Annotated in this window: 13 protein-coding genes; 11 read left to right on the top strand and 2 right to left on the bottom strand. The window is 43.8% G+C overall.

The window, feature by feature from the left end:
• Window positions 1–67: 67 nt before the first annotated feature.
• Window positions 68–1498: a CCA tRNA nucleotidyltransferase gene (locus EYA81_RS04235; RefSeq protein ID WP_008664002.1), complete on the top strand. Its 1431-nt coding sequence runs from the start codon at window positions 68–70 to the stop codon at window positions 1496–1498.
• Window positions 1499–1506: 8 nt separating this feature from the next.
• Here EYA81_RS04235 and EYA81_RS04230 read toward each other — a convergent pair whose 3' ends face one another.
• Window positions 1507–3759, bottom strand: coding sequence for an inorganic phosphate transporter (locus tag EYA81_RS04230; RefSeq protein WP_117600080.1), 2253 nt, complete (start codon window positions 3757–3759; stop codon window positions 1507–1509).
• Window positions 3760–4135: 376 nt separating this feature from the next.
• On the opposite strand from EYA81_RS04230, the gene EYA81_RS04225 reads away from it, so the two are divergent.
• The 7 genes from EYA81_RS04225 (at window position 4136) to EYA81_RS04195 (ending at window position 18754) form a co-directional block, all read left to right on the top strand.
• A complete protein-coding gene (locus EYA81_RS04225; protein WP_022401141.1) occupies window positions 4136–5821 on the top strand; it encodes a DUF6377 domain-containing protein in 1686 nt (561 codons plus the stop codon).
• Between the two features lie 296 nt (window positions 5822–6117).
• Window positions 6118–9153: a TonB-dependent receptor gene (locus EYA81_RS04220; protein ID WP_117600054.1), complete on the top strand. Its 3036-nt coding sequence runs from the start codon at window positions 6118–6120 to the stop codon at window positions 9151–9153.
• Between the two features lie 42 nt (window positions 9154–9195).
• A complete protein-coding gene (locus tag EYA81_RS04215) occupies window positions 9196–10995 on the top strand; it encodes a RagB/SusD family nutrient uptake outer membrane protein (RefSeq protein ID WP_022401142.1) in 1800 nt (599 codons plus the stop codon).
• Window positions 10996–11112: 117 nt separating this feature from the next.
• Window positions 11113–12507 (top strand): C4-dicarboxylate transporter DcuC, encoded by a 1395-nt coding sequence (dcuC, locus tag EYA81_RS04210; protein ID WP_022401143.1) that lies wholly within the window; start codon window positions 11113–11115, stop codon window positions 12505–12507.
• Between the two features lie 15 nt (window positions 12508–12522).
• Entirely contained in the window at window positions 12523–13668 is a 1146-nt protein-coding gene (gene iadA, locus EYA81_RS04205; RefSeq protein WP_009037984.1) for a beta-aspartyl-peptidase, read from the top strand.
• A complete protein-coding gene (locus EYA81_RS04200; protein ID WP_022401144.1) occupies window positions 13665–16697 on the top strand; it encodes a M14 family zinc carboxypeptidase in 3033 nt (1010 codons plus the stop codon). The genes iadA and EYA81_RS04200 overlap by 4 nt, the downstream gene beginning before the upstream one ends.
• Window positions 16698–16726: 29 nt before the next feature.
• Window positions 16727–18754: a glycoside hydrolase family 97 protein gene (locus tag EYA81_RS04195; RefSeq protein WP_131225385.1), complete on the top strand. Its 2028-nt coding sequence runs from the start codon at window positions 16727–16729 to the stop codon at window positions 18752–18754.
• Window positions 18755–18781: 27 nt separating this feature from the next.
• On the opposite strand, the gene EYA81_RS04190 is transcribed toward EYA81_RS04195, so the two are convergent.
• Window positions 18782–20842 carry an RNA degradosome polyphosphate kinase gene (locus EYA81_RS04190; protein WP_057281636.1) on the bottom strand — a complete coding sequence of 687 codons (2061 nt, stop codon included), beginning with the start codon at window positions 20840–20842 and terminating at the stop codon, window positions 18782–18784.
• Window positions 20843–20933: 91 nt separating this feature from the next.
• Between EYA81_RS04190 and EYA81_RS04185 the strand changes: the two genes are divergently transcribed.
• From EYA81_RS04185 to rfbB, 3 genes are all read left to right on the top strand, one after another.
• On the top strand, window positions 20934–21428 hold the full coding sequence (locus EYA81_RS04185; RefSeq protein ID WP_005827049.1) for a metallophosphoesterase: 495 nt from the start codon (window positions 20934–20936) through the stop codon (window positions 21426–21428).
• Window positions 21429–21792: 364 nt separating this feature from the next.
• The gene (gene rfbA, locus EYA81_RS04180; RefSeq protein WP_005827046.1) at window positions 21793–22665 is read left to right on the top strand and encodes a glucose-1-phosphate thymidylyltransferase RfbA; all 873 of its coding nucleotides are present in this window, start codon (window positions 21793–21795) and stop codon (window positions 22663–22665) included.
• A gap of 87 nt (window positions 22666–22752) precedes the next feature.
• Entirely contained in the window at window positions 22753–23895 is a 1143-nt protein-coding gene (gene rfbB / locus EYA81_RS04175) for a dTDP-glucose 4,6-dehydratase (RefSeq protein WP_005827045.1), read from the top strand.
• The last annotated feature ends 36 nt before the right edge of the window (window positions 23896–23931 follow it).

The following is a 23931-nucleotide window of genomic DNA, read 5'->3' as shown; positions in this document are numbered from 1 at the left end:
TTTAATGTGCAAATGTGCTAATAGACCATTAACACATTTGCGTATTCATTACATTAGCGCATTATTTATGATAGATTTGACGGCAGAAGAACTGAAGCAATATTTTAGTGATGATATATTCAAGCGGATATCCGAAACGGCTGATGAATTGGGATTGGAATGTTACGTAGTCGGTGGATATGTACGTGATATTTTCCTGCAACGTCCTTCCAAGGATATTGATGTGGTGGTGGTAGGCAGTGGCATTGCCATGGCCGAGGCGCTGGGTAAGCGTCTGGGGCGTGGGGCGCATGTTTCCGTCTTCAAGAATTTCGGTACGGCACAATTGAAGTACTATGGTACGGAAGTTGAGTTTGTGGGTGCAAGAAAAGAATCGTATACACACGATTCCCGCAAGCCTATTGTAGAGGACGGTACATTGGAGGATGACCAGAACCGCCGTGATTTTACCATCAATGCACTGGCTGTTTGCCTGAACCGGGTGCGTTATGGCGAGTTGGTCGACCCCTTTGGCGGTATTGGAGACTTGAAGGAAAAGACCATCCGGACTCCCCTCGACCCTGATATAACTTTCAGTGATGACCCTTTGCGCATGATGCGCTGTGTCCGTTTTGCCACCCAGCTGGGATTCTATATTGACGATGAGACATTCGATTCTCTGGAGCGTAATCGCGAACGCATCTCCATCATCTCCAAAGAACGCATTGCAGACGAACTGAACAAAATCATCTTGTCACCTATTCCGTCTAAGGGATTCATTGAGCTGGACCGCTGTGGTCTGCTGGAACTGATATTCCCGGAACTTGTCAGGCTGCAAGGCGTGGAGACGCGTAATGGACGCGCCCATAAGGACAATTTCTACCATACGCTCGAAGTACTCGACAACATCAGCAAGAAGACCGACAACCTTTGGCTACGCTGGGCAGCTCTTCTGCATGATATAGCCAAGCCTGCCACCAAGCGTTGGGAACCCCGTGCGGGCTGGACGTTCCATAACCATAATTTCATTGGCGAGAAGATGATACCCGATATTTTCCGCAAGATGAAGCTCCCTATGAATGAGAAGATGAAATATGTGCAGAAAATGGTGAGCCTGCACATGCGTCCCATTGTGATAGCGGATGATGTAGTGACCGACTCGGCAGTGCGTCGCCTCTTGTTTGAGGCAGGTGATGATATAGACGACCTGATGACACTGTGCGAAGCCGACATTACTTCCAAGAATATGGAGCGTAAGAAACGTTTCCTTAATAATTTTCAGTTGGTACGCCAGAAGCTGAAGGATTTGGAGGAACGCGACCGTATCCGTAATTTCCAGCCTCCGGTCAGTGGTGAAGAAATCATGAAGACTTTCGGCCTTTCTCCTTGCCAGCAGGTAGGTGCCTTGAAGAGTGCCATTAAGGATGCCATTTTGGACGGCATCATTCCCAATGAATACGAAGCCGCCCGTGCATTTATGTTGCAACGGGCGGAGAAGATGGGGCTTAAGGAGTTATAACTTATAACTCATAACTCTTCTTTTTCTGCCTGGAACTTGCGGCTTACTTTCATCAGGTTGATGGTGTAGGTCACTATGTTTTGGGCTTCTTGTATCATAGTCAGGTATACCATGCTGACTTTGATGCTGCCGCTCTGACTTTGGATGCGTTGCAGCTCTTCTCGTTTCAGGTGAGACAACTGGCCGTTGAGGTCGTTGGCTTTGCGAATCTCTGTTTCCAGTTCATCATAATTGTTCGTTTCCAGCTTGTGGCGGCATACTTGCAACAGATAGCAGATGTCTTCGGCTACGTCTGTAAATTCTCCTTTCTGAATGGCATCCAGCGGATTGAAGTTATTGTCTATGTGCTCCAAGCAAGGTTCGCAAAGACGGCCTACGCTGTACACCAGTTCGCTGGCAAAGTCGTTGCCTTGATAGTAATAGAGTCCTTTTTCCAGTACGGTATTGTTGTCGAGGCGGCACATGGCAAGTGTTCCGGTACGCTTCATCTGCTTGATGAGTTGTTTTTCGAATTTTACTGAGCCCATGGCACGACGCAGTCCGCGTAGATTCTCGTGTAGGAAGGAAGTGACGGTACGTTCAAAATTCTCTTCTGTGAATTCCATAATCTTCACCAGTTCTTCACGGGTATGCTTGCGGAGTAATTCGATGACTTCGCTGTTGTCCGTGCTCTTCATCAACTGTTTTAGGGTCTCGTTGCCTTTTTCTTTCTCTTTGCGCTTCTTGTACATCACTTGGCTACGAATCAGCATGAAGACTGCCAGACCAATCAGTGCCAGGATGGCAACCGTACCGCCGAAATGGATAATTAATGCCACGAAAAAACAGATGGTGAACGCTGCTCCGGCAGTGATGAACCAACCGCCGATAACGCTGAGCACACCCGTAATGCGGAATACCGCCGAATCACGTCCCCAGGCACGGTCGGCAAGCGATGTACCCATGGCTACCATAAAGGTGACATAAGTGGTGGAAAGGGGGAGTTTCAAGGAAGTTCCCAAGGCGATGAGCAGACCAGCCAATACGAGATTGACGGAAGCGCGAACCAAGTCAAAAGCGGCGCCGTCGGCTATGATGGCTTCATCCTTCTGGAAGCGTGTATTCATCCACCGCTTGCTGCTTTCGGGCATTGTTTTGGATATTCCGTTAGCCAGGGTCATGCTGAAGCGTACCAGCGTGCGGGCTATCGGGGTACTTCCGAAGTTCTCTTCACCGTCATCCTGACGGGCAAGGTCCACGGAAGTTTTGATGACGTTGTGGGCTTTCTTGGATGTGCAGAGTGCATAGACCATGATAGCGCCTGCACCGATAAGGAAATACCACGGGGTTTTGGCTGCACCGAGGAGTGAGGACATCAGGAATCCGTCGGGGCCGGCGGCCGTACCATTGGCTGTATAGTCAATAAATGAGGAATATCCTGCGAGGGGAACACCGATAAAGTTCACCAAGTCATTGCCGGCAAAGGCGAGGGCGAGGGCGAAAGTACCCATCAGAACCACTACTTTGAAGACGTTTATCTTGCACCAATGCAGTATCTGCATCAGTATGGTGAAGAATACAAAGAAACCGGTTATCAGCAATGCGGTATTGTCGTGTATCCATTGCTTATTTTCAGGAGTCATGAATGAACTGTCTTTCAGCCCCTTTATCAGCATGAAGTAGATGATGCTGGTGGCAGCTATACCACCGAACAGCGCGATGCTGTATTTCATGTTCTTCTTGTAGTTGAAGGTGAACACGATACGTGCCAGCCACTGTACCAGCATACCGAAGAAGAAGGCAATGGCTACGGATACAAAAATGGCCATGATGACAGACAGCGCCTTGTCTGTATTGATGAGGTCGCCCAGTCCCAATGTATCGCTGTTATAGACCTTGATGAGCGCCAGTGCGAACGTACCTCCCAGCAGCTCGAACACCATGGATACAGTGGTGGAGGTAGGCATTCCCATAGTGTTGAAGACATCTAATAGCACGACGTCCGTCAACATGACGGCAAGCAGAATGCACATGATTTCGGCAAAGTAGAAGTGCTCCGGTTGATAGATGCCGTGTCGTGCAATGTCCATCATGCCATTGCTGAGTGCCGCACCGATGAAGACGCCAATGCCTGCAATGAACAGTATGGTTTTGAAAGATGCTGCCTTTGCTCCGACAGCCGACTGAAGAAAATTGACCGCATCATTACTGACACCTACCACGAGGTCGAAAATCGCGAGTACGAACAGAAAGATGACGATACCCAGATAAATTGTTTCCATAGACATGTATTTTATTTCCGGCTGCAAAGGAAAGAGTTTGGTGTTGCAGGGAAATGTCATACATGTTACAGAAATGTTACAAATGTTTTGGAATAGAATGGTATTGTGTTAAGAGCGATTGCTCTTATTCTCCTAATAATCATTAATGTTAAGCATTTAAGAGTAACAATATAAGTATAATAGAAGAGTGGATGCTTTTGTGTTTCGTATTTGGTTATTTCTATGTTAAGCAGCCAAATTACTAGTTAATTGTTTGCAGATGTCGAGAATTCTTGCGAATATTGCATACAAGTTGTGTGTAGAATTGATTGTAATTAGAACTTTGATATTAAAAATCAAAGATGTATGTAACTTTTTTAATTCATTTATTAAATAAATGAATTCTACCAACGAATATAGAAATATGAAAAACCATTTTTGTTTAAACCTATTCTTCTTACTATATTTGTTTTTTTGTGCTGGATGCAAGCAGCATATCTCAGATAGTGCTGCTAAGGCAAATGAGGCATTGTTTACTCAATTAGATAGTCTGATAGATAATTCTGATAAACTTATTTTGCAGAAAGAGGAGCGAATAGAGGCGTTGAAGCATTCACTAAGACAATCTAAGGCATTTGAGAAACAGTATGAACTTAATCAGGCTATTTATCAAGAATATCGTGTGTATGATGCAGATTCGGCTATGAAGTATACTACACAAAGCCTTGATTTAGCACGACAATATCATGATAAGAATCGTGAGATTGAATCTTTATTAGGTATTGGTTTTGTTTATACGGCTAATGGCTTGCTTAGTCAAGCCTCTGAAGTAATGCATTCACTCTGTTCTTCCAGTATGCCTCGCTACTTACGTTCGCGTTATTATGGTCAGATGCGTACTCTCTGCTCGCGGTTGCAACTCTATTCATTAGGTGATGATGCATTACATGAGCATTATGGTCAACTTTATGCGTTATATTCAGATTCAGTATTGCAGACGGCCACTCCTGACGAACCACGCTACCTTTATAGCCGTGTGTGGAAATATCAAGATGTTCCCGGTGCACAACGTATTGCCATTAGGGATGAGTTGGAAAAGGAAAAACAACGTCTTCTACCTAATAGTCGTAATTATTCTATTTTAGCTTATAACTTGGCTCTACTTTATGAAAAAGAGCACAACCATACCAAGTGGCTGGAAAATATGATTCTCTCAGGTATTGCTGATGTATATGCTGTGAATCGTGATATTGGTTCGTTATATGCATTGGCTTCCTATTTATATGAACAAGGTCAGTTGGACCGAGCCTATCGTTATAGTACTTATTGTTCTGATATCGGTATAACTTTTAAGAGTCGTGTACGACTGCTTCATCAGCAGAAGTTGCAGAGAAGGATACATCAAAGCTACATTGAACGTGATCATATGCAACAGAAGCAGCTAAAGCTATTCCTTTTATTTATTAGTTTTCTCACTATTGTATTGCTGATAGCTCTTTTCTTTTTGAGAAGGCAAACAAGAAGACGTAGGAAAGCTTTGGTTGAGCTACATGTGGCCAATGGTAGATTGAAGAGTCTTAATAGTGAACTGCAAAAGCTCAATTTGGTTCTACGTGACACAAATTATATTAAGGAGGAGTATATTGGTCAGGTATTCAAACTTTGTTCATCCTATATTTGCCGTATGGAGGAGTATCGTAAAAAGTTAAACCGTAAATTAAAGGCTGGGCAACTTGAAGATTTAAAGAAGATGATTAGTTCTACTTCTACCATGAGCGATGAAATGAAGGATTTTTATGAGAAATTTGATTCCATTATTCTACATTTATACCCTGATTTTGTAGAGCACTTCAATAGTTTGCTACGTCCCGAAGAACATATTGAAGTGAAGTCTGGGCGGCTTAATACAGAACTTCGTATTCATGCTTTGATACGAATGGGGGTAACGGATAGTGAGAAGATTGCAGAATTTTTGCACTGTTCACTGCAAACCGTATATAATAATCGTTCTATAACTTTAAATAAATCTTCGCTCAGTAAGGAGGAATTTCTTCGAGCTGTGAAAGAGGTTTGTAAAAAGTAATTTGAAGACTGAGCGTTTCTCTCATTTTTTACCCACATGTATATAGATAATTGCCATTCAATAGCTTAATACTATCGAATGGCAATTATCTATATACATGTTTTTGATTACCGATTTAATTTAAATCACTACTGAAAATCTATTGAGTCTGTCTGTAATTGAAAGATAATCAGCAATATATAACTTTGTGAATTTACCAAATCCTCTACCAGTGAATATAATCGGTTGTTACATTGTCTAATTTTGCTCTCGAGATTTTTTACACACAAGTTCCTATTAACTTAAAAATGTAATTTATGAAAACCAGACAAAAATCGAGAGACGCAAGTGGTATTTTGCTTGTCTGTCTTATGTGGATGCTGTCACTTTCAAGCTCACTTCATGCACAGACATGGAATATTAACGGAAATGTGACAGATGAACAAGGAGAACCGATAATCGGTGCCAATGTAGTGATACAAGGTACGGGTACGGGCACCATTACCGATGTAGAAGGAAACTTTAAACTCGCTTCAGTGACTAAGGGGGCGGTAATGGAGATAAGTTTCATTGGGTATATATCCAAGACATTGCAGGTGAAAGACGCATCATCGTTAAAGATTGTACTGAAAGAAGATAACCAGGCACTGGATGAGGTGGTAGTAGTAGGTTATGGTGTACAGCGCAAAAGTGATCTTACAGGTTCGGTTGCTTCAGTTAACTCGGATGTACTTGAAAGTCGCCCACAAGCTAATTTGATTCAATCTTTGCAAGGAGCAGTTCCAGGATTGAATATTAGTGTGACGGGTAGTAATGCTGAAGGTTCGTCCACTACTACACGTATTCGTGGTAACAACTCCATTACGGCCGATAATAAACCTCTTGTTATTCTTGATGGAATACCTTTTGATGGTCCATGGTCGGAAATCAATCCCAATGATGTAGAGAGTATAGAAGTATTGAAGGATGCCTCTTCAGCAGCCATTTATGGTGCTCGCGGTTCTAACGGTGTAATCCTTATTACTTCTAAGCGCGGTAAGAAAGACAGATTGACGGTATCATACGATACTTATGTTACTATTGACCAGCCTATCAATTTACCTCGTATGATGAATGGCAAAGAATTCTATAAGTATAAATCTGAAGCTTTCAAGGCTACCAATACTACTCCTCCTACAGAAGAGAATCCTGAACCTTGGTTAGATAACTTTACTCCTACTGAATTAGCTATGTATGCTGCCGGTCAGAGTACTGATTGGATGAAGTTGGCAACACAGACCGGTATAAAACAACAGCATAACCTTTCTTTCCGTGGTGGAGCTAACAAAACCAGCTATTTCATTTCATTGAACTATACGGATGTGAAAGGAACTGCGGTAGGCAATGAGTTCAAGCGTTATAATATACGTTTCAATCTTGATCAGGAGTTTAATAGTTGGTTGAAATTTTCTACTACTACACAGTTAGGTCGCTACGATCGTAGTGGTAGCAGTGCTTCTTTTTGGCGGGCTATAAAACAAGTTCCGTTGGGACGTGCTTATAACGAGGATGGTTCACTTACACTTTCTGCTACTGAGGACTCCTCTTCAGCTTTCAGCATTAATCCGTTGGGATCTCTTAATAATAAGACAAAAGATATCCGTGCAAAGGTTATCACTAATAATGTGCTTGAGGTAAAGTTTCCCTTTATTAAAGGGCTGAGCTATAAATTGAATACAGGCTTCACTTACCAAAACAGCTCCTATAAGAATTATCAAGGTTTGGATACCTACGAAGGAGCTAGTGCTAATGGCGTATTGAATACTGATGACTGGCATTCAGAAGAATGGATTTTGGAGAATATTATTTCTTATCAACGTGAATTTGGCAAACATCGTATATTTTTCACAGGATTATATTCTGCTCAAAGCAAGGAATATGAACAGAATACAATGGAAGGTAAGAATTTTCCCAATGATGTGATGTATTATTACCAGATTTCTAAAGCTGCCACAATGTCTGGTAATTCCAATTATTATAAAGAAAATCATATTTCACAAATGGGGCGTTTGAATTATACTTATGATGATCGTTACTTGTTAACTCTTACTGCTCGTCGTGATGGTTACTCCGCTTTTGGTGAAAGTTCTAAATTCGGCGTTTTTCCTTCAGCCGCTATTGGATGGAATATTTCCAATGAATCTTTTTTTAAAGACAAGCCTATAAGTGAAACCATTAGCAATCTGAAATATCGCTTGTCATGGGGTAAAAATGGCAATGAGGCTATCAGTGCTTATAGTACACTACCTAATCTTTCAACTTACAATTATCTGAATGATGATCATACTGCACAGTTTGGTTTCTATCCGTCGAAGTTAGCTTCGCCCGGTTTAGGTTGGGAAACTACTACATCTATTAATACTGGCTTTGATATTGCACTTTGGAATGGACGTATTCAGAGTTCATTTGATATTTATTGGTCTAAAACCAAAGATTTGCTGCTTTCCCGTTCTATTCCTACCATTAATGGTACTGGCTCTATTACTGAGAATCGTGGACAGACCCGTAATCGTGGTTTTGAATTCCAGATAACTTCTAATAACATTACACATAAGAGTTTTCGCTGGAGCACCTCTTTCAACCTCTCACACTATCGTTCGGAGATTGTAGATGTTGGTTTGTATGATGCTAATGGAAAGCCGGTTGATGATGTGGCTTCCAAGTGGTTTATTGGTGAACCTATCAATGTGAACTATGATTATAAAATTATCGGTGTATGGCAGATTGCTGATCCGTCTAACCCGACAGGGCAGCAAGATCCTAACTATCGTAATTCGTATCCTGGATATGTGAAATACCTTGATGTAGATGGTAACGATATTACAACGGCTGATAAGACTATTATAGGGTCGGCTATTCCTAAAGTAAATATGAGTTTGATGAACACTTTTGAGTACAAAAACTTCACTCTGAGTGTGTTCTTAACGGCTCAGTTAGGACAAACCCATCTGAATGCCTTGTATGATACAAGCCATAATTCATATCGCCAGAACCGTTTTTTGGTGGATTTTTGGACTCCAGAGAATCCTACGAATAGCTATCCGAAAAATAGTTTGAATAGTGATGTGAATCCAGAGGGAGCCAGTTTCTATGAAAAGACAGATTTCTTACGTATTTCCGACGTTACATTGGGTTATAATTTCCCACAACAATGGTTGCGTCGTACTTTCATCAAACGGCTCAATCTTTACATGAACATTAAGAATTTGGCTACAATAACTGGCTGGACAGGTATGGATCCGGAATTTCTCAATGATCAATTGGCTGCTCCTCCAGTACGTTCGTTCACTTTTGGACTAAAGTTAGATATTTGATGAGAGTAATATATCATAAAAAGCTAAAATGAAATTGCACATATGAAAAAAATAACATATTTCAATGTCTTAGTGTTTACAGTATTATTGCTCACTATGGGCGGCTGTAATGAGGATAAGTTTCTTAAGGAAGATCCTCGTGATGCACTTTATCCTGAAAATTTACTTGTAGATTACAATGGATTTAAATCGATGATAACGCCTCTTTATGGTCTTATGCGTGCAGAGTATCGCCGTGCTGATGCAATGGGAGGAAGTATTGCGCTCTGTCTGCATTCTGCCTGGGGTGGAGGGGTAGATAATTCATGGGCCAATAATAGTCATGCGGAAATGAAGTTCCTCTACAATCCCAAAGAGATAACTTACACTGATCTTGCTATTTGGAATAATATTTTCCAGTGGGGATATCGTATCATCAACACTGCCAATATGGTTATCTCAAGAGCTGACAATGATGGCATTAACTGGGGAAGTGGTGCTGATGCTGAAAATCGTAAAAATGAGGTGTTGGCCGAAGCTCGCTTCTTCCGTGCTTGGGCTTACCGTCACCTTACCTATTCATTTGGTGCAGTGCCCCTTTCAACACAAGAAATTACAGGATTGAATTATCGTGATGATTGGGACCGTGCTTCCTTGAGTAGTATTCGCGAAGTGATGGCAGAAGATTTCCAGTTTGCAGTCGATAACCTTCCTTTGCGTACTTCTAATAATAGTAAAGTCTCTGGTGCTGTAGCACGTCACTATTTGGGTGAACTTTATTTGGCAGAAGGTAATGCTGAAAAAGCAGTTTCAGTACTGAAACCATTAGTGGAAAGTGGAGAATATTCCCTTATAAATCAACGCTTTGGTAGTAATGCTTCCAATGATGGATGTCCTTTTATTGACGTATTTTATACTCCTATGTATGCTGATGGAAATACGGAGGTGCTACTGGCTTTCATTAACACAGAAGAGGAGAATAGTGCCTATGGTACTGCAAATGTCTATATGACTACAACTTATAAGAACTATTATGCTAATGATGGCGATTGTAAAAAGACAAACCAGCATAATCCGGACTATATCAATAACGGTGGTGAAGGTTCATTTGCACAAGTCTTTTGGCAAGCTAATGGTGGTAAGGGAGCCGGACGTGTAGTTCCTTCCAGAGGAGCACTTCGTTTGTACAATTATAAAGGAATGGGAGAACAAGATGACCGTGTATCTGCCAATGCTATCGTATGGAGTATTAATGATGTAGATGCTGCCGGCAATGTAACCAAGGTATTTGATTTAGGTGGTACTGCACTTATTGATACTACGGTTAATGCAGCCATGCTAACTTCTACTTCCATTAAAAAATATGATTGGCCTACTACTCGTAAATGGGATTATACTCCACCTATTTTGGCTAATGCAGCTAATGATGGACACTATGCGGACATTGTTTATTTACGTTTGGCAGATACATATTTACTTTATGCAGAGGCTCTTTACAAGAGTAATCAAGTAGGTGAGGCCATTAAATGGATAAATAAAGTACGTAATCGTTCCAATGCTGTAAGTATTACTGAAGATGATCTTAGAATCGGTGGTATGGATTTCATTCTTGATGAACGCAGCCGTGAACTGCTTACGGAGGAAGAACGTCGTCATACATTGGTACGTGTTTGCCAAGAAAATGGTGGTGACGAACGTGATACCAATAACTATTTCAAACGTCGCATGCGTGAACTCAATGAGATAGCTGGTATTGCAGGACGTGGTATGGATGAATATGAAACTCCTGTCCTTTTCCCGCTGCCGCAATCATTCATTGATGCCAATACTGGTAATCCTTTGGAAAATAATCCGGGGTATTGATAGATAATAGTCAGATATAAATACCGCATATAAAACGGCTTTGTATATATCGGTGTTTATATCTGATTTAGATTCATATATTCAAAAGAAAACAAAAACTTAATATCTTGATACATCATGTCCGAATTGGCTTTCATTTTTAGTCTTCTTATGGTAGGGATTACAGCGGTAGGTCTTTATCGTAAGCTCAATCCTCAAGGTCTTTTGATGCTTTCCGGTTTATTAATGCTTACAGCTGCTTTTTTCATGCAAGTGCATTCGGTAGTACCTAGTGAAGCTACGGGAATGGTGGTGTTTGATTTGGTAAGGATGATAGAGGAAGTTTTTCTTTCTAATTTGGCGCGTGCAGGGTTTATGATAATGACAATTGGCGGTTATGTAGCTTTCATGAATAACATAAAGGCTACTAATGCATTGGTCTATATTTCCATGAAGCCATTAGGTCTTTTTCGACGTTATCCTTATTTGGCGGCTACTATAGTTATTCCTATTGGACAATTACTTTTTATTACTACTCCTTCAGCTGCCGGATTAGGATTGTTGCTTGTGGCTTCGGTTTATCCTGTTTTAATTAGTTTGGGAGTAAGCCAACTTACAGCATTGTCAGTCATTGCCGCTGCTACTCTATTTGATCAGGGACCGGGGTCGGCAAATACTGCTATGGCTGCCGAATTGATAGGACAATCCAATGTGGAATATTTCATCACTCATCAACTTCCTTTAGTAATTCCTACTTCCTTGGTTGTAATGGTACTCTTCTATTTCAATAACCGTTATTTTGATAAAAAAGATGCAAAGAAACAGCAGGATGGCATATTGCAGGTGTCAAATGTGACTGCAACCTCATTAGTAGAAAAACCGGATGTTCCATTGGCTTTTGCGCTACTCCCGGTATTACCTTTGGCTCTTCTCATTTTCTTTTCACCTTTTGTGGGACTGTTTCAGCCTACTGTAACATTGGGTACCACTACTGCTATGCTTTTTTCTCTGTTCTTATCATTGGTATTTGTGTTGTTTCATACTCGTAGTGTGCGTACTACTTTTAACGTTTTTGCAAGTTTTTGGAAAGGCATGGGAAATGTGTTTACTTCAGTTGTAACATTGATTGTAGCTTCAGAAGTTTTCTCTAAAGGACTGATTGGTTTGGGATTTATTGATTCATTGGTGGGTTATTCCTCTCATATCGGACTTTCGGGATTAGCTATTGCCGCAATCTTTACTCTCATTATTTTTGGAGCTGCCATGCTGATGGGAAGTGGCAATGCAGCCTTTTTTTCATTTGGTCCTTTATTGCCGGGTATAGCCACTCAGCTTGGTTTGCCGGTTTTTTCATTGATACTTCCTTTGCAGTTGGCGGCAAGCATGGGACGTGCCGCATCTCCTATTGCCGGAGTCATTGTTGCCATTGCCGGGGTAGCCGGTGTGTCATCAGTGGAGTTGGCAAGGCGTAATACATTTCCTTTAATAGGAGGAATTGTTTTCTTGATACTTTATCATCTTATCACTTTCTAAAATTAATCGACAGCTATGTTTACATTGATAAAGAATGCAAATTTATATGCTCCTGCCTATCTTGGTAAAACAGACATTTTGCTATGCGGAGAAAAGATTGCGCATATTTCAAAGACAATTGAACTGAATGAATCATTTTGCCATACTATTGACGTGCAAGGTAAAATTGTTACTCCGGGATTTATAGATCAGCATGTACATATTACTGGTGGAGGAGGGCAACAAGGTTATGCCTCATTAGTCCCCGAGGTGACTATGAGCGAACTGGTGGCATGTGGTACTACTACTGTATTGGGTATGCTTGGTACTGATGGATTTGCCAAAGAACTTACTACGCTTTATGCCAAGGCCAAAGCTATTGACGATGACGGATTGTCGGCTTATATGCTGACAAGTTATTACGGATTGCCTACCAAAACATTGATGAATAGTGTGGCTGACGATCTTATCTTCATAGATAAAGTTATTGGCTGTAAGCTGGCGATGAGTGATGACCGTAGTCCGTTTCCGACAGAGCAAGAGATATTACGTATTATACATCAGGTACGTTTAGGGGGATTTACATCTGGTAAAGGAGGAATTCTCCACATTCATTTGGGAGCACTTCCGGAAGGTATTGAGCCCTTACTCAATATTGCTCGTCACTATCCTACACTGATATCTTATCTGTCTCCTACTCATCTGATACGTACTGAAGCTCTTTTTATGCAGGCTGTAGAATTTGGTAAATTAGGTGGAATGATTGATTTTTCGACTGGTGGCTCAAAGTTTGATACTCCCCATCGTTGTGTGATACGTGCATTGCGAGCTGGTGTCCCCCTTGATCGCATTACTTTTTCTAGTGATGGCCATGGTGGCGTACGCAGAGTGAATCCTGAAACTGGAGAAATAACTTATCGTCCTGCTCCTTTGAATTTAAATTTCAAGGAGGTAGTTGCATTAGTCAATGAGGAGGGGGTACCATTGGAACAGGCGATTACATTGATAACATCCAATCCGGCTCGTAATCTGAAATTACGAGCTAAAGGTATTGTGGCACAAGGAGCAGATGCAGACTTGTGTTTTTTGGCGGAAGATTTGCAGCTTACAGATGTCATTGCCCGTGGTAAATTTGTAATGCAAGATGGTACAATAGTAAAGAAGGGAAGGTACGAATTATGAAGAAGCTGATTATATTTTATATTGGATTCCTCTGTATTTGTTTATCTGCAATAGCGAAACAGACTTTGGAAAGGCCAAGAGGTGAACATTTCTTCACTTATAGTCAATACCCTCCTTTTGCCGATCGCCCGGTAGATGTACATTATTATATACCTTCCCAGGGGGATATTAAACAAATGCCTATTGTATTTGTCTTTGAAGGAGGAGACCGCGGCTATCGTTATCTTTTGGACGGTTGGAAAGAAGAAGCGGAGAGAAAGGGTTTTATGCTTTTTATACCTCACTTTGATTTGAAATCTTATCCTTTGGCAGACTATCAGGAGGTGGGGGTGATGAATGCTGCCCATACAGTAGCTAATGCTCCCGAAAAAATTACACCAGTGTTGGTTGATAAACTATTTGAATATGTGCGTCAATTTACGGGAAGCATGCGCAAAGGATATATGATTTATGGTCATTCTGCTGGTGGGCAATTCGTACAGCGTTTCATGCTTTTTCACGATAGTCCTTATGTGGAAAAAGCTATTATAAGTTCTCCCGGTTGGTATACTTTTCCTGATTTGGCCCAGACATATCCTTATGGTACGGCTGGTATCCCCTATATTTCATCTGAACAGATAAAAAAATACTTGTCAAAACCTATCATACTACAGCTGGCTTTGGGAGATACGATACGTGAGTCTTTTCTACGCAAGACTCCTGAAGCTGAACGACAAGGACGAAACCGTATGGAGCGTGGGCGTAGTTTCTGGCTTTATATTCACCAGTTGGCTGCATCCCGTGGTTGGGAATGCCATTGGCGCAAGATAGAAGAGTGCGGCATCGGGCATGAGGCTGTCCCTATGGGGAAACAAGCTGTGCCATTATTGACGACAGATTCTTTACGGGTACTTTTTATAGGTAACAGCTATACTTTTTTTAATCGTTTGCCATGGCAAGTCCAATCGTTAGCATCCTCATGTGGAAAAAAAATATCAGTGCGCCAGGTTGCTAACCCTGGTTGGTACTTGAGACAGCATGCAGCCAATACGCAAACATTAGAGGCGATTCGTGAAGGAGGATGGGATTATATGGTGATGCAGGAACAGAGCAAGGCACCTACTCGTGAAAAGGAATGGGTAAAGAAGAATGTATTCCATCCTGCGGCGCAGTTAGATAGTTTACGCCGTCTTTATGCCCCAAAAGGAAAAAGTGTCTGTTATATGACATGGGGGCGTAATAATGATACTTATGAAGGAATGCAGCAGCAACTTACGGAAAACTATTTGGAAATGGCTGATGTCCTTGATGCTTATTGTGCTCCTGTGGGTGAGGCATGGAGACGTGTACGTAGAGAGTGTCCAAGTTTGCAGTTGTATAATTCTGATGGCAGCCACCCTAGTCCTGCAGGCAGTTATCTGGCGGCTTGTGTCTTTTATGCAATTTTTTTTGGTGAGCCTTTTAGCAGCGATTATTATGCAGGTCTACCGTCTGAAACGGCTCTTTATTTACAGAGGATAGCACAAGAAGTGGTATTAGCTAATCTTGTGTTATGGAATAGAAATCAGTCGAAGCAACCTGCCGGAGTAACTGCAAGTTTCTATCCTGACCCCAAATTTGACCGTGAGACACCTACTCTAAGTAAACCTTACGGTAGCGGATTGGCATCGGTTGATGAGATAAAGGACTATTTACAACAATTGGTTGTACGTTCTCCGGGTTTGGCATATATGGAGAATATTGGTGTTACCAAACAAGGACGTACCATTCCGGTACTTTATTTGGGTACTCCCGACAAGAAGAAGGTAAGGGTATGGATTCAAGCGGCACTGCATGGTAACGAGCCGGCAGGTGCTGAGGCTGTATGCATGCTTGTCCGTTACTTACTTTGTGAAAAAGAAGGACGTGAATTGCTGAATCATATAGCTGTGGCTTTGGTTCCTATAGCCAATGTTGATGGTTATGCCATTCAGCAACGTCGTTCAGCCGATGGTTACGATTTGAATCGCGATCAGAGCAAATTAGAGGATGCTGTCACTTTGCTGTTGAAGCAGTCCTATCAGCAATGGAATCCGGACGTAGCTCTTGATATTCATGAATATACACCTTTACGTCGTGAGTTTAACTTATTACGTGGAGTGCCGACAGCAAATGCTGCTGATGTACTTTTTTTACCTACAGGACATCTTAATGCGCCTTTAGCTTTACGTACGCTGTCTGAAGAACTTTTTCGTCGTGAGGCAGAGGTCGTTTTAAATAGTGCCGGTTATGCTTCCGGTTTCTACTTTACTCCTCGTGTGGCAGATGGTTCCCTTGTTCTTGTAAAAGGTGCCAAAAGTCCGCAGTCCAGTTCTACTTTTCAAGCATTGACGGGGGCTGTATCGCTTTTTGTCGAAATAAGAGGTATTGGATTGGGACCGGAGTGTTTTGCACGTCGTAGTGAGTGCGGTTTCTTGGTGGCACGGCAAACGTTGGTTACTGCTGCGCAACATCGTGCTTCAATTAAACGTAAGATAGAACAAGCCAGGAAGCGCACCTTGAAAGCTACTGAACCGATATATGTTACTTTCACTTCGGATACTGTACGTCATGTAGTCTCTTTTATCGATTATAAGGCCAATGAACTGTTTAAGACTGAACTGCCAACCCTTGATGCCATGCAGGCAACACCTCAATTGATGCGTACTCGCCCTAAGGCTTATCTGCTCGATGCTCCCTGTACAGAAGCAGTATGTAAGCTTCGAGCGTTGGGTGTACACATTGAGCAAGTTACCCGTGTACAAAAAGCAAAAGTTGAGCGTTACAAAGTAACCCGTCTGTATCGTGCAGAGAAGGAATGGGAGGGGATTCATCCGGTAAATGTAGAAACGGATGTCTATGAAGATAATGTAGAACTTCCAATAGGTAGTTGGTTGGTACCTTTGGCACAACCTTTAGGAAATTTGGTTGCCACGTTGCTTGAACCGGAGTCTGTCTGTGGTTTCGTAAACTTCTGTGTTATTCCGGCTGAGGAAGGAAAGGGACTGTTTGTCAGTAGACTTATAAAATAAGAATTGGATATATAAAATTAAATTCGGTAATGACTATGAAACTAAAAAAAACGCTACAGATTATACTTGCTTTATGTTTAGGCCTATGGATGATTTCATGCCAGCAGGAACATATCAAGTTGACCTCTCCAAATGGAAAACTTTCTTTAGAGTTTACACTTGATGAAGAAGGTGCTCCCCGATATTGTTTAAGACATGCGGGGAAGAATATTTTACTTCCTTCACGTCTGGGATTGGTTTTGAAGGATGCGCCAGATCTTTTGACTGGTTTCGTTCTAAAAGAGGTTAAGCATGATTCGCATAATGATGTGTGGCAACCAGTATGGGGGGAAGAGGCTGAAATTGTAAATCATTATAATGAATTGAGGGTATGCCTCAAGGAAGAAACATCGTTGGAGCGAGAACTGAATATTATTTTTCGTCTTTTTGATGATGGGATGGGATTCCGGTATGAGTTCCCGCGCCAGCAACAGCTACAAGAGTTTCTTATTGATGACGAAGTGACTGAATTCGTTTTTCCTGCAGATTATGATGCTTGGAGTATTCCAGTGAAAGGAGTTCGTTTTTACGAGGCCTTATTTGAGAAAAAAACTCTTAGTAAGATGGGATGGGTAAGCACTCCGGTGACGATTGAGACAACAGATAGCCTTTATTTGGCTATTCATGAAGCAAATCTTACAGATTATGCTGCCATGAACTTGAAGCCGGTTGAACAACTTGAAGATAATAAAACGGTTACATTACGTGCGGCTCTTACACCTTGGAGTACAGGTGAGAAAGTACGTGTTACCGATACCCGTGTATCTCCTTGGCGTACAATGATAGTGGCTGAATCTGCCGGTGATTTGCTTCTTTCCCGTCTCATGTTAAATCTTAATGAACCTTGTCGTATAACCGATACTTCCTGGATACAACCTATGCGCTATATTGGAATTTGGTGGACTTATCACATGAAGCATAACACCTGGCATGCCGGTCCCCATCATGGGGCCACAACAGAGAATACAATGCGTCACATCGATTTTGCTGCTGCCAATAACCTGGGAGGTGTACTGGTGGAAGGGTGGAATGAAGACTGGGCTACTTGGAAGTTTAGTTTCACAAAACCTTATACCGATTTTGATATACAACGTATTACTGATTATGGGCGTAGCAAAGGAGTAGCTTTGATAGGACATCATGAAACTGGCGGTAATGTTTCCAATTATGAAAATCAGATGGAAGATGGTTTCAAGTTCTATGAGAAATATGGTGTGCATCAAGTAAAAACGGGTTATGTGGGCGATTTGCTTGATGGGAAAGAATATCATAGCAGTCAGTTTGGTGTACTTCATTATCGCAAGGTAATAGAGGCTGCTGCCCGTCACCGTATCTGTATTGATAATCATGAACCGGTGATTCCTACAGGTTTGCAGCGTACTTTTCCTAATCTGATGACACAAGAGGGAGTACGTGGACAAGAATGGGACGCTTGGGATGTAGATGGTGGAAATCCTCCCTCTCATACCGTAATATTGCCTTTCACTCGTGGGTTGGCAGGCCCGATGGACTTTACACCGGTGACGTTTCGGTTTGTTAACGATGTAATGCCACAGACACGTGTACATACCACACTGGCCAAACAATTGGCGCTGTTTGTGGTGCTCTATTCACCGTTACAAATGGCTTCGGATGAAATAGAGAATTACGAGGCTAATCCGGAACCTTTTAATTTTATAGTATCTTGTCCTACAGATTGGAGCAGAACAGTGGTGCCGGAAGCATGCATTGGCAGTTATGTTACTATTGCCCGTTGTGGTAAAGGAGAGGGATGCTGGTATATAGGCAGCATCACGGGAGATGAGGAACGAACGGCTAATATCAGTCTGTCTTTTCTCGATACAGATAAAAGATATCTGGCTACTATTTATCGTGATGCTCCTGAGGCCGATTATGAGACATGTCCTGCTGCTATACTTATAGAAGAGCGCGAAGTGACTTATAGTGATACCCTCACCATTCGGCAAGCACGTAGTGGAGGAACTGCCGTACGTCTGTGTCCTATAAAAGACAGTTGAGCCGGAGGTGTATTGGGGCAGAGTTGTTTATATTTTCTCTCTCAAGTATTCGTAAAAGCTATATTGCGACCGTACCTTCTCCTTTTGCGGTCGCGACGACTTCCAGCGGTTTCGCAACCGGTCGTCCACAAAGCAGGCTTTCCGTTTGTCCGACAGTTGTATGGATAGCATATCGATGAGTTCTTGCTTCAAGTCCGGGTCCAGAATGGGGGTGACGGCTTCGATACGGCGGTACAAGTTACGCCGCATCCAGTCCGGCGAGCCGAGGAAGAGCTTGGGTGCGCCGCCGTTGCCGAAGTACCACACACGGGCATGTTCCAGAAAGGTATCCACGATGCGTGTCACGCGGATGTTGTGGCTGTACTCCTGCCCGGGGATGAGGCAGCAGATGCCGCGGACAATGAGGTCTATCTCTACACCGGCTTGCGAGGCTTCGTAGAGGCGGTCTATCATGGCAGGGTCTTGCAGGGCATTCATTTTTAGGATAATCCGTCCTTGCTTGCCTTGCCGGGTCAGTTCTATTTCGTGATTGATGAGGCGGTTCAGTTCAGGAATCAGGTTGAAGCGGGCCACAAGCAGGCGGTGGAACACCGGATTTTCCTTTCCCTGCAGAGTACGGAACAAGTTGTGCAGGTCGTTTACAATCACCGGGTTGCAGGTGAATAGTCCGCTGTCCGCATAGAGGGTGGCGGTCTTTTCGTTGAAGTTGCCGGTGCTGATGTAGGCGTAGCTTGTCAGTTTGCGCCCTTCCTTGTCGCGGCGTAGCACGAGGGCTACTTTGGCATGTACCTTTAGTCCTGGTATGCTGAAAATGATGTTGATGCCGGCGGCTTTCATCATCTCGGCGGTGGCGAGGTTGTTTTCTTCGTCGAAGCGGGCTTTCAGTTCCACAAAGACGGTGACTTTCTTTCCGTTCTGTGCGGCGGCTATTAGGGTGTTGATGACGGTGGAGTTCTCTGCCACGCGATACTGGGTCACCATGATTTCACGCACGGTGGGTTCGTGGACGGCTTCATATAGAAAATGGATGAAGTGGTCGAAGGAGTGGTAGGGATAATGCAGCAGCAGGTCCTTCTTCTCCACATAGCGGAAGATGGATTCGCGTTCGTCCAGGCAGGTCAGCTTCATGGGCTGGGGTTTCTTGATGGGACGTACGCTTTGGTTGGGATTGGGCAGATGCCGCAAATCCTCCATGTTGAGGTGCTTGTCTCCCGGCACCAGCTCCCGGCGGTCTATGCGGTAGGCATCTACCAGAAAGTCGAGGAAGTCCTGGGGCATGGCGCGGTCGTATACAAAACGGCACACGGCGCCTATCTTGCGTTTCTTTACCTTCTTCTTCACCTGCTCGATGATTTCGGAGGTATTGGCGGCATCGTCTATCAGAATATCCGCATCGCGTGAAATCTTGATGCAATAACTGCTGTCCACTTCATAACCGGGGAAGATGGTATCCAGATTGGCCTTGATGATGTCTTCAATGAACATCAGATAATAGTCTTTCCCCACCTTGGGCAGCTGGATGAAGCGCGGCACTTTGCTGTACGGCAGTTTCATCACGAAATACTGGATGCGGTTTGGAGAACTGGCGGGAGCTCCTTTCAGATGAAGCCGTACGGCTAGATAGAGACGGTTGTCGCGCAGGAATGAAATCACCTTGTCCTTGCTTACGGGCACCGGGGCCAGATAGGGGAATATCTCTTCGCGGAAGAAGCTGCGCACAAAATCGCGGTGAAACGGTTCTACGTTGCGGCTTTGATAGAATATGATGTGATGTTTCCGCAGGGCGGGCAGTATCTTCTGTTCGTAGATGCGGATACGTTCCTCCAGTTGGCGATTGACTTCTTGGTTGATTTCATCTACCAGTTCGGCGGCAGACTGCATAGTCTCTTCATCGCTTTGCGAGGCTCCGGTGGCTATGGCCTTATGGTCGGCTACGCGTATCTTGTAGAATTCTTCCAGATTGGAAGAGTATATAGAAATAAAGTTGATGCGTTCGTATAGCGGCAATGTCTCGTCTTCCGCTTCCAGCAGTACGCGGTAGTTGAAGGAAAGCCAGCTGATGTCACGTTTGAAATATCTGTTGTCCATGGTGTTAAGGTGTTAATGTGGCATATTAGCACATTACCACATTGTATTCTTCCCAAATATAATTACCTTTGTCTTAATAAACAAAGGAAAGATGACAAAAGTTGGTTTATTATCGGATACGCATGGCTACTGGGATGAAAAGTACCTGCAATATTTTGAGGGCTGTGACGAAATATGGCATGCCGGTGACATCGGTTCGCTGGAAGTGGCACAGAAGCTGGCGGCTTTCCGTCCCTTCCGTGCCGTGTATGGCAATATTGACGGGCAGGAGATACGGCAGCTCTATCCGCAGATTCTCCGTTTCACGGTGGATGGGGCAGAGGTGCTGATGAAGCATATCGGCGGTTATCCCGGCAACTACGACCCTTCCATCAAGGGCAGCATTCTGGTGCGTCCCCCAAAGCTGTTCATCAGCGGGCACTCGCATATACTGAAGGTGAAGTATGACAAGACGTTGGATGTACTCCACATCAATCCGGGCGCTGCGGGCATTCAAGGTTTCCATAAGGTGCGTACGATGGTACGCTTTGCGGTTGATGGGGGAACGTTTAAAGATTTGGAGGTGATAGAACTTGCTGACCGATGATGTAGTTTGTTTATTTTCAATGGATTGTATTTACCGATTGCTTGCGCTATAGTGTAAAAGCCGTTACATGCTAATGTAAAGGTTGTTACGCTATTGGGTAAAGGCCGTTACACTATTTGGTAAAGGTCGTTACACGCTGAGGTAAAGACCGTTTCATCAAGGGGTGACGGCCGTTACGCACTGAAGTAAGCAAAACAATGTACCGGAGTAAGCAAAGCAATGAAGTAAAAAGATGAAACCAAGCCTTCACTTAATCGAATTTTTCCATTATCTTTGTACCCGAATAGCAAGTAGAGCCGTGGGGCATCGTCCTCCTTCTTATTTTATTCTCCATTTTGAAGTATCACCGAAAAAGAACTGAAATATGAAAGGAATTATTCTTGCAGGTGGCAGTGCCACTCGTCTCTATCCGTTGTCCAAGGCTATCTCCAAGCAGATAATGCCCGTCTACGACAAGCCGATGATATACTACCCGCTCTCTACACTGATGTTGGCGGGAATTCGCGAAGTGCTTATTATCTCTACTCCACGTGACTTACCCATGTTCCGCGAGCTGCTGGGAACCGGTGAAGAACTCGGTATGTCCTTTTCCTATAAGATACAAGAGAATCCCAACGGACTGGCACAAGCCTTTGTGCTGGGTGCAGAGTTCTTGGACGGCGGACCGGGCTGCCTTATTCTGGGCGACAACATGTTCTACGGTCAAGGCTTCTCCGCCATGCTGAAGCGTGCCGCTTCCATAGACAAGGGTGCCTGCATCTTTGGTTATTACGTCAAGGACCCCCGTGCCTACGGTGTAGTGGAGTTTGATGCCAACGGCAAAGCCGTCTCGCTGGAAGAAAAGCCTGCCAATCCTAAAAGCAACTATGCCGTCCCCGGACTGTACTTCTACGACTCCACCGTGACAGAGAAAGCCGCCTCCTTGAAGCCCTCTGCTCGCGGCGAATACGAAATTACCGACCTCAACCGTCTCTATCTGGACGAGGGCACGCTGAAAGTGGAGCTCTTCGGCCGTGGCTTTGCCTGGCTCGACACCGGCAATTGCGACAGCCTGCTGGAAGCCAGCAATTTTGTCGCCACCATCCAGAACCGTCAAGGCTTCCGCGTGAGCTGTATCGAAGAGATTGCCTGGCGCAAGGGCTGGATAGATGTAGACCAGCTGTATCGCTTGGGTGAACAGCTTGGCAAGACCGAATATGGCAAATACCTGATGGAACTGGCTGAATCGAAGCGATGAACTCTTTGTTCCCCAAAAAGAGAAGGAGAATAGTTCTCCTATAAAGGCCCGCTGACTTTAATTTTTAATTTATAATTTTTAATTCTCATGAAGACTTATCTCGTAACCGGTGCCGCCGGTTTTATCGGCGCCAACTATATTAAATATATCCTGGCAAAACATAATGATATTAAAGTGGTGATACTGGATGCCTTGACCTACGCAGGCAATCTGGGCACCATTGCCAATGACATTGACGACGAACGTTGCTTTTTTGTAAAAGGTGACATCTGCGACCGCGTGCTTGCCGACGAACTGTTTGCCAAGTATAAATTCGATTACGTAGTGAATTTTGCTGCCGAGAGCCACGTAGACCGTAGCATAGAGAATCCCCAGCTTTTCCTGATGACCAACATCCTGGGTACACAAAACCTGCTCGATGCCGCCCGCCGTGCCTGGGTCACGGGTAAGGACGAGTCCGGTTATCCCACTTGGCGCAAAGGCGTTCGTTACCATCAAGTGTCTACCGACGAAGTTTACGGCTCACTTGGTGCCGAAGGCTACTTCACAGAGCAAACCCCGCTCTGCCCGCACAGCCCTTACAGCGCCAGCAAGACGAGTGCCGATATGGTAGTGATGGCCTATCACGACACCTATAAGATGCCCGTCACTATCACCCGCTGTTCCAACAACTACGGTCCTTATCACTTCCCCGAAAAGCTGATTCCGCTTATCATCAAGAATATTCTCGAAGGCAAGAACCTCCCCGTCTATGGCGACGGCAGTAACGTGCGTGACTGGCTCTACGTGGAAGACCACTGCAAAGCTATCGACCTGGTTGTCCGCGAGGGTGTGGAAGGCGAAGTCTACAACGTAGGCGGTCACAACGAAAAGACCAATCTTGAAATCGTGAAGCTGACTATTGCCACCGTCCGCCGCTTGATGGAGGAAGAACCCCGTTACCGTGCAGTGCTGAAGAAACAAGTAAAAGCCGCCGACGGCACGATTGACATCAGCTGGATAAACGAAGACCTTATCACCTTCGTCAAAGACCGCCTAGGTCACGACCAGCGTTATGCCATCGACCCCACAAAGATTACCAATGCCCTGGGCTGGTATCCGGAGACGAAGTTCGAGGTCGGCATCGTCAAGACCATTGAATGGTACCTGAACAACCAGCCGTGGGTGGAAGAAGTGACCAGCGGTGATTATCAGAAGTATTACGAACAGATGTATGGAGGTAGAGGTTAAGGTTTAGGGATTAGGGTCTAACCGCTAATCCTTAAC

It is taken from the genome of Bacteroides sp. A1C1 (genome assembly GCF_004328515.1).
Classification (GTDB): domain Bacteria; phylum Bacteroidota; class Bacteroidia; order Bacteroidales; family Bacteroidaceae; genus Bacteroides; species Bacteroides uniformis.
The sequence above is the reverse complement of the archived record's forward strand: the minus strand, read 5'-3'. Positions and strand labels throughout refer to the sequence as shown.

Bases quoted from the DNA above. Each gene is read 5' to 3' on its own strand.
- EYA81_RS04235 (WP_008664002.1), top strand. From the start codon at position 68: ATGATAGATTTGACGGCAGAAGAACTGAAGCAATATTTTAGTGATGAT.
- EYA81_RS04230 (WP_117600080.1), bottom strand. From the start codon at position 3,759: ATGGAAACAATTTATCTGGGTATCGTCATCTTTCTGTTCGTACTCGCG.
- EYA81_RS04225 (WP_022401141.1), top strand. From the start codon at position 4,136: ATGAATTCTACCAACGAATATAGAAATATGAAAAACCATTTTTGTTTA.
- EYA81_RS04220 (WP_117600054.1), top strand. From the start codon at position 6,118: ATGAAAACCAGACAAAAATCGAGAGACGCAAGTGGTATTTTGCTTGTC.
- EYA81_RS04215 (WP_022401142.1), top strand. From the start codon at position 9,196: ATGAAAAAAATAACATATTTCAATGTCTTAGTGTTTACAGTATTATTG.
- dcuC (WP_022401143.1), top strand. From the start codon at position 11,113: ATGTCCGAATTGGCTTTCATTTTTAGTCTTCTTATGGTAGGGATTACA.
- iadA (WP_009037984.1), top strand. From the start codon at position 12,523: ATGTTTACATTGATAAAGAATGCAAATTTATATGCTCCTGCCTATCTT.
- EYA81_RS04200 (WP_022401144.1), top strand. From the start codon at position 13,665: ATGAAGAAGCTGATTATATTTTATATTGGATTCCTCTGTATTTGTTTA.
- EYA81_RS04195 (WP_131225385.1), top strand. From the start codon at position 16,727: ATGACTATGAAACTAAAAAAAACGCTACAGATTATACTTGCTTTATGT.
- EYA81_RS04190 (WP_057281636.1), bottom strand. From the start codon at position 20,842: ATGGACAACAGATATTTCAAACGTGACATCAGCTGGCTTTCCTTCAAC.
- EYA81_RS04185 (WP_005827049.1), top strand. From the start codon at position 20,934: ATGACAAAAGTTGGTTTATTATCGGATACGCATGGCTACTGGGATGAA.
- rfbA (WP_005827046.1), top strand. From the start codon at position 21,793: ATGAAAGGAATTATTCTTGCAGGTGGCAGTGCCACTCGTCTCTATCCG.
- rfbB (WP_005827045.1), top strand. From the start codon at position 22,753: ATGAAGACTTATCTCGTAACCGGTGCCGCCGGTTTTATCGGCGCCAAC.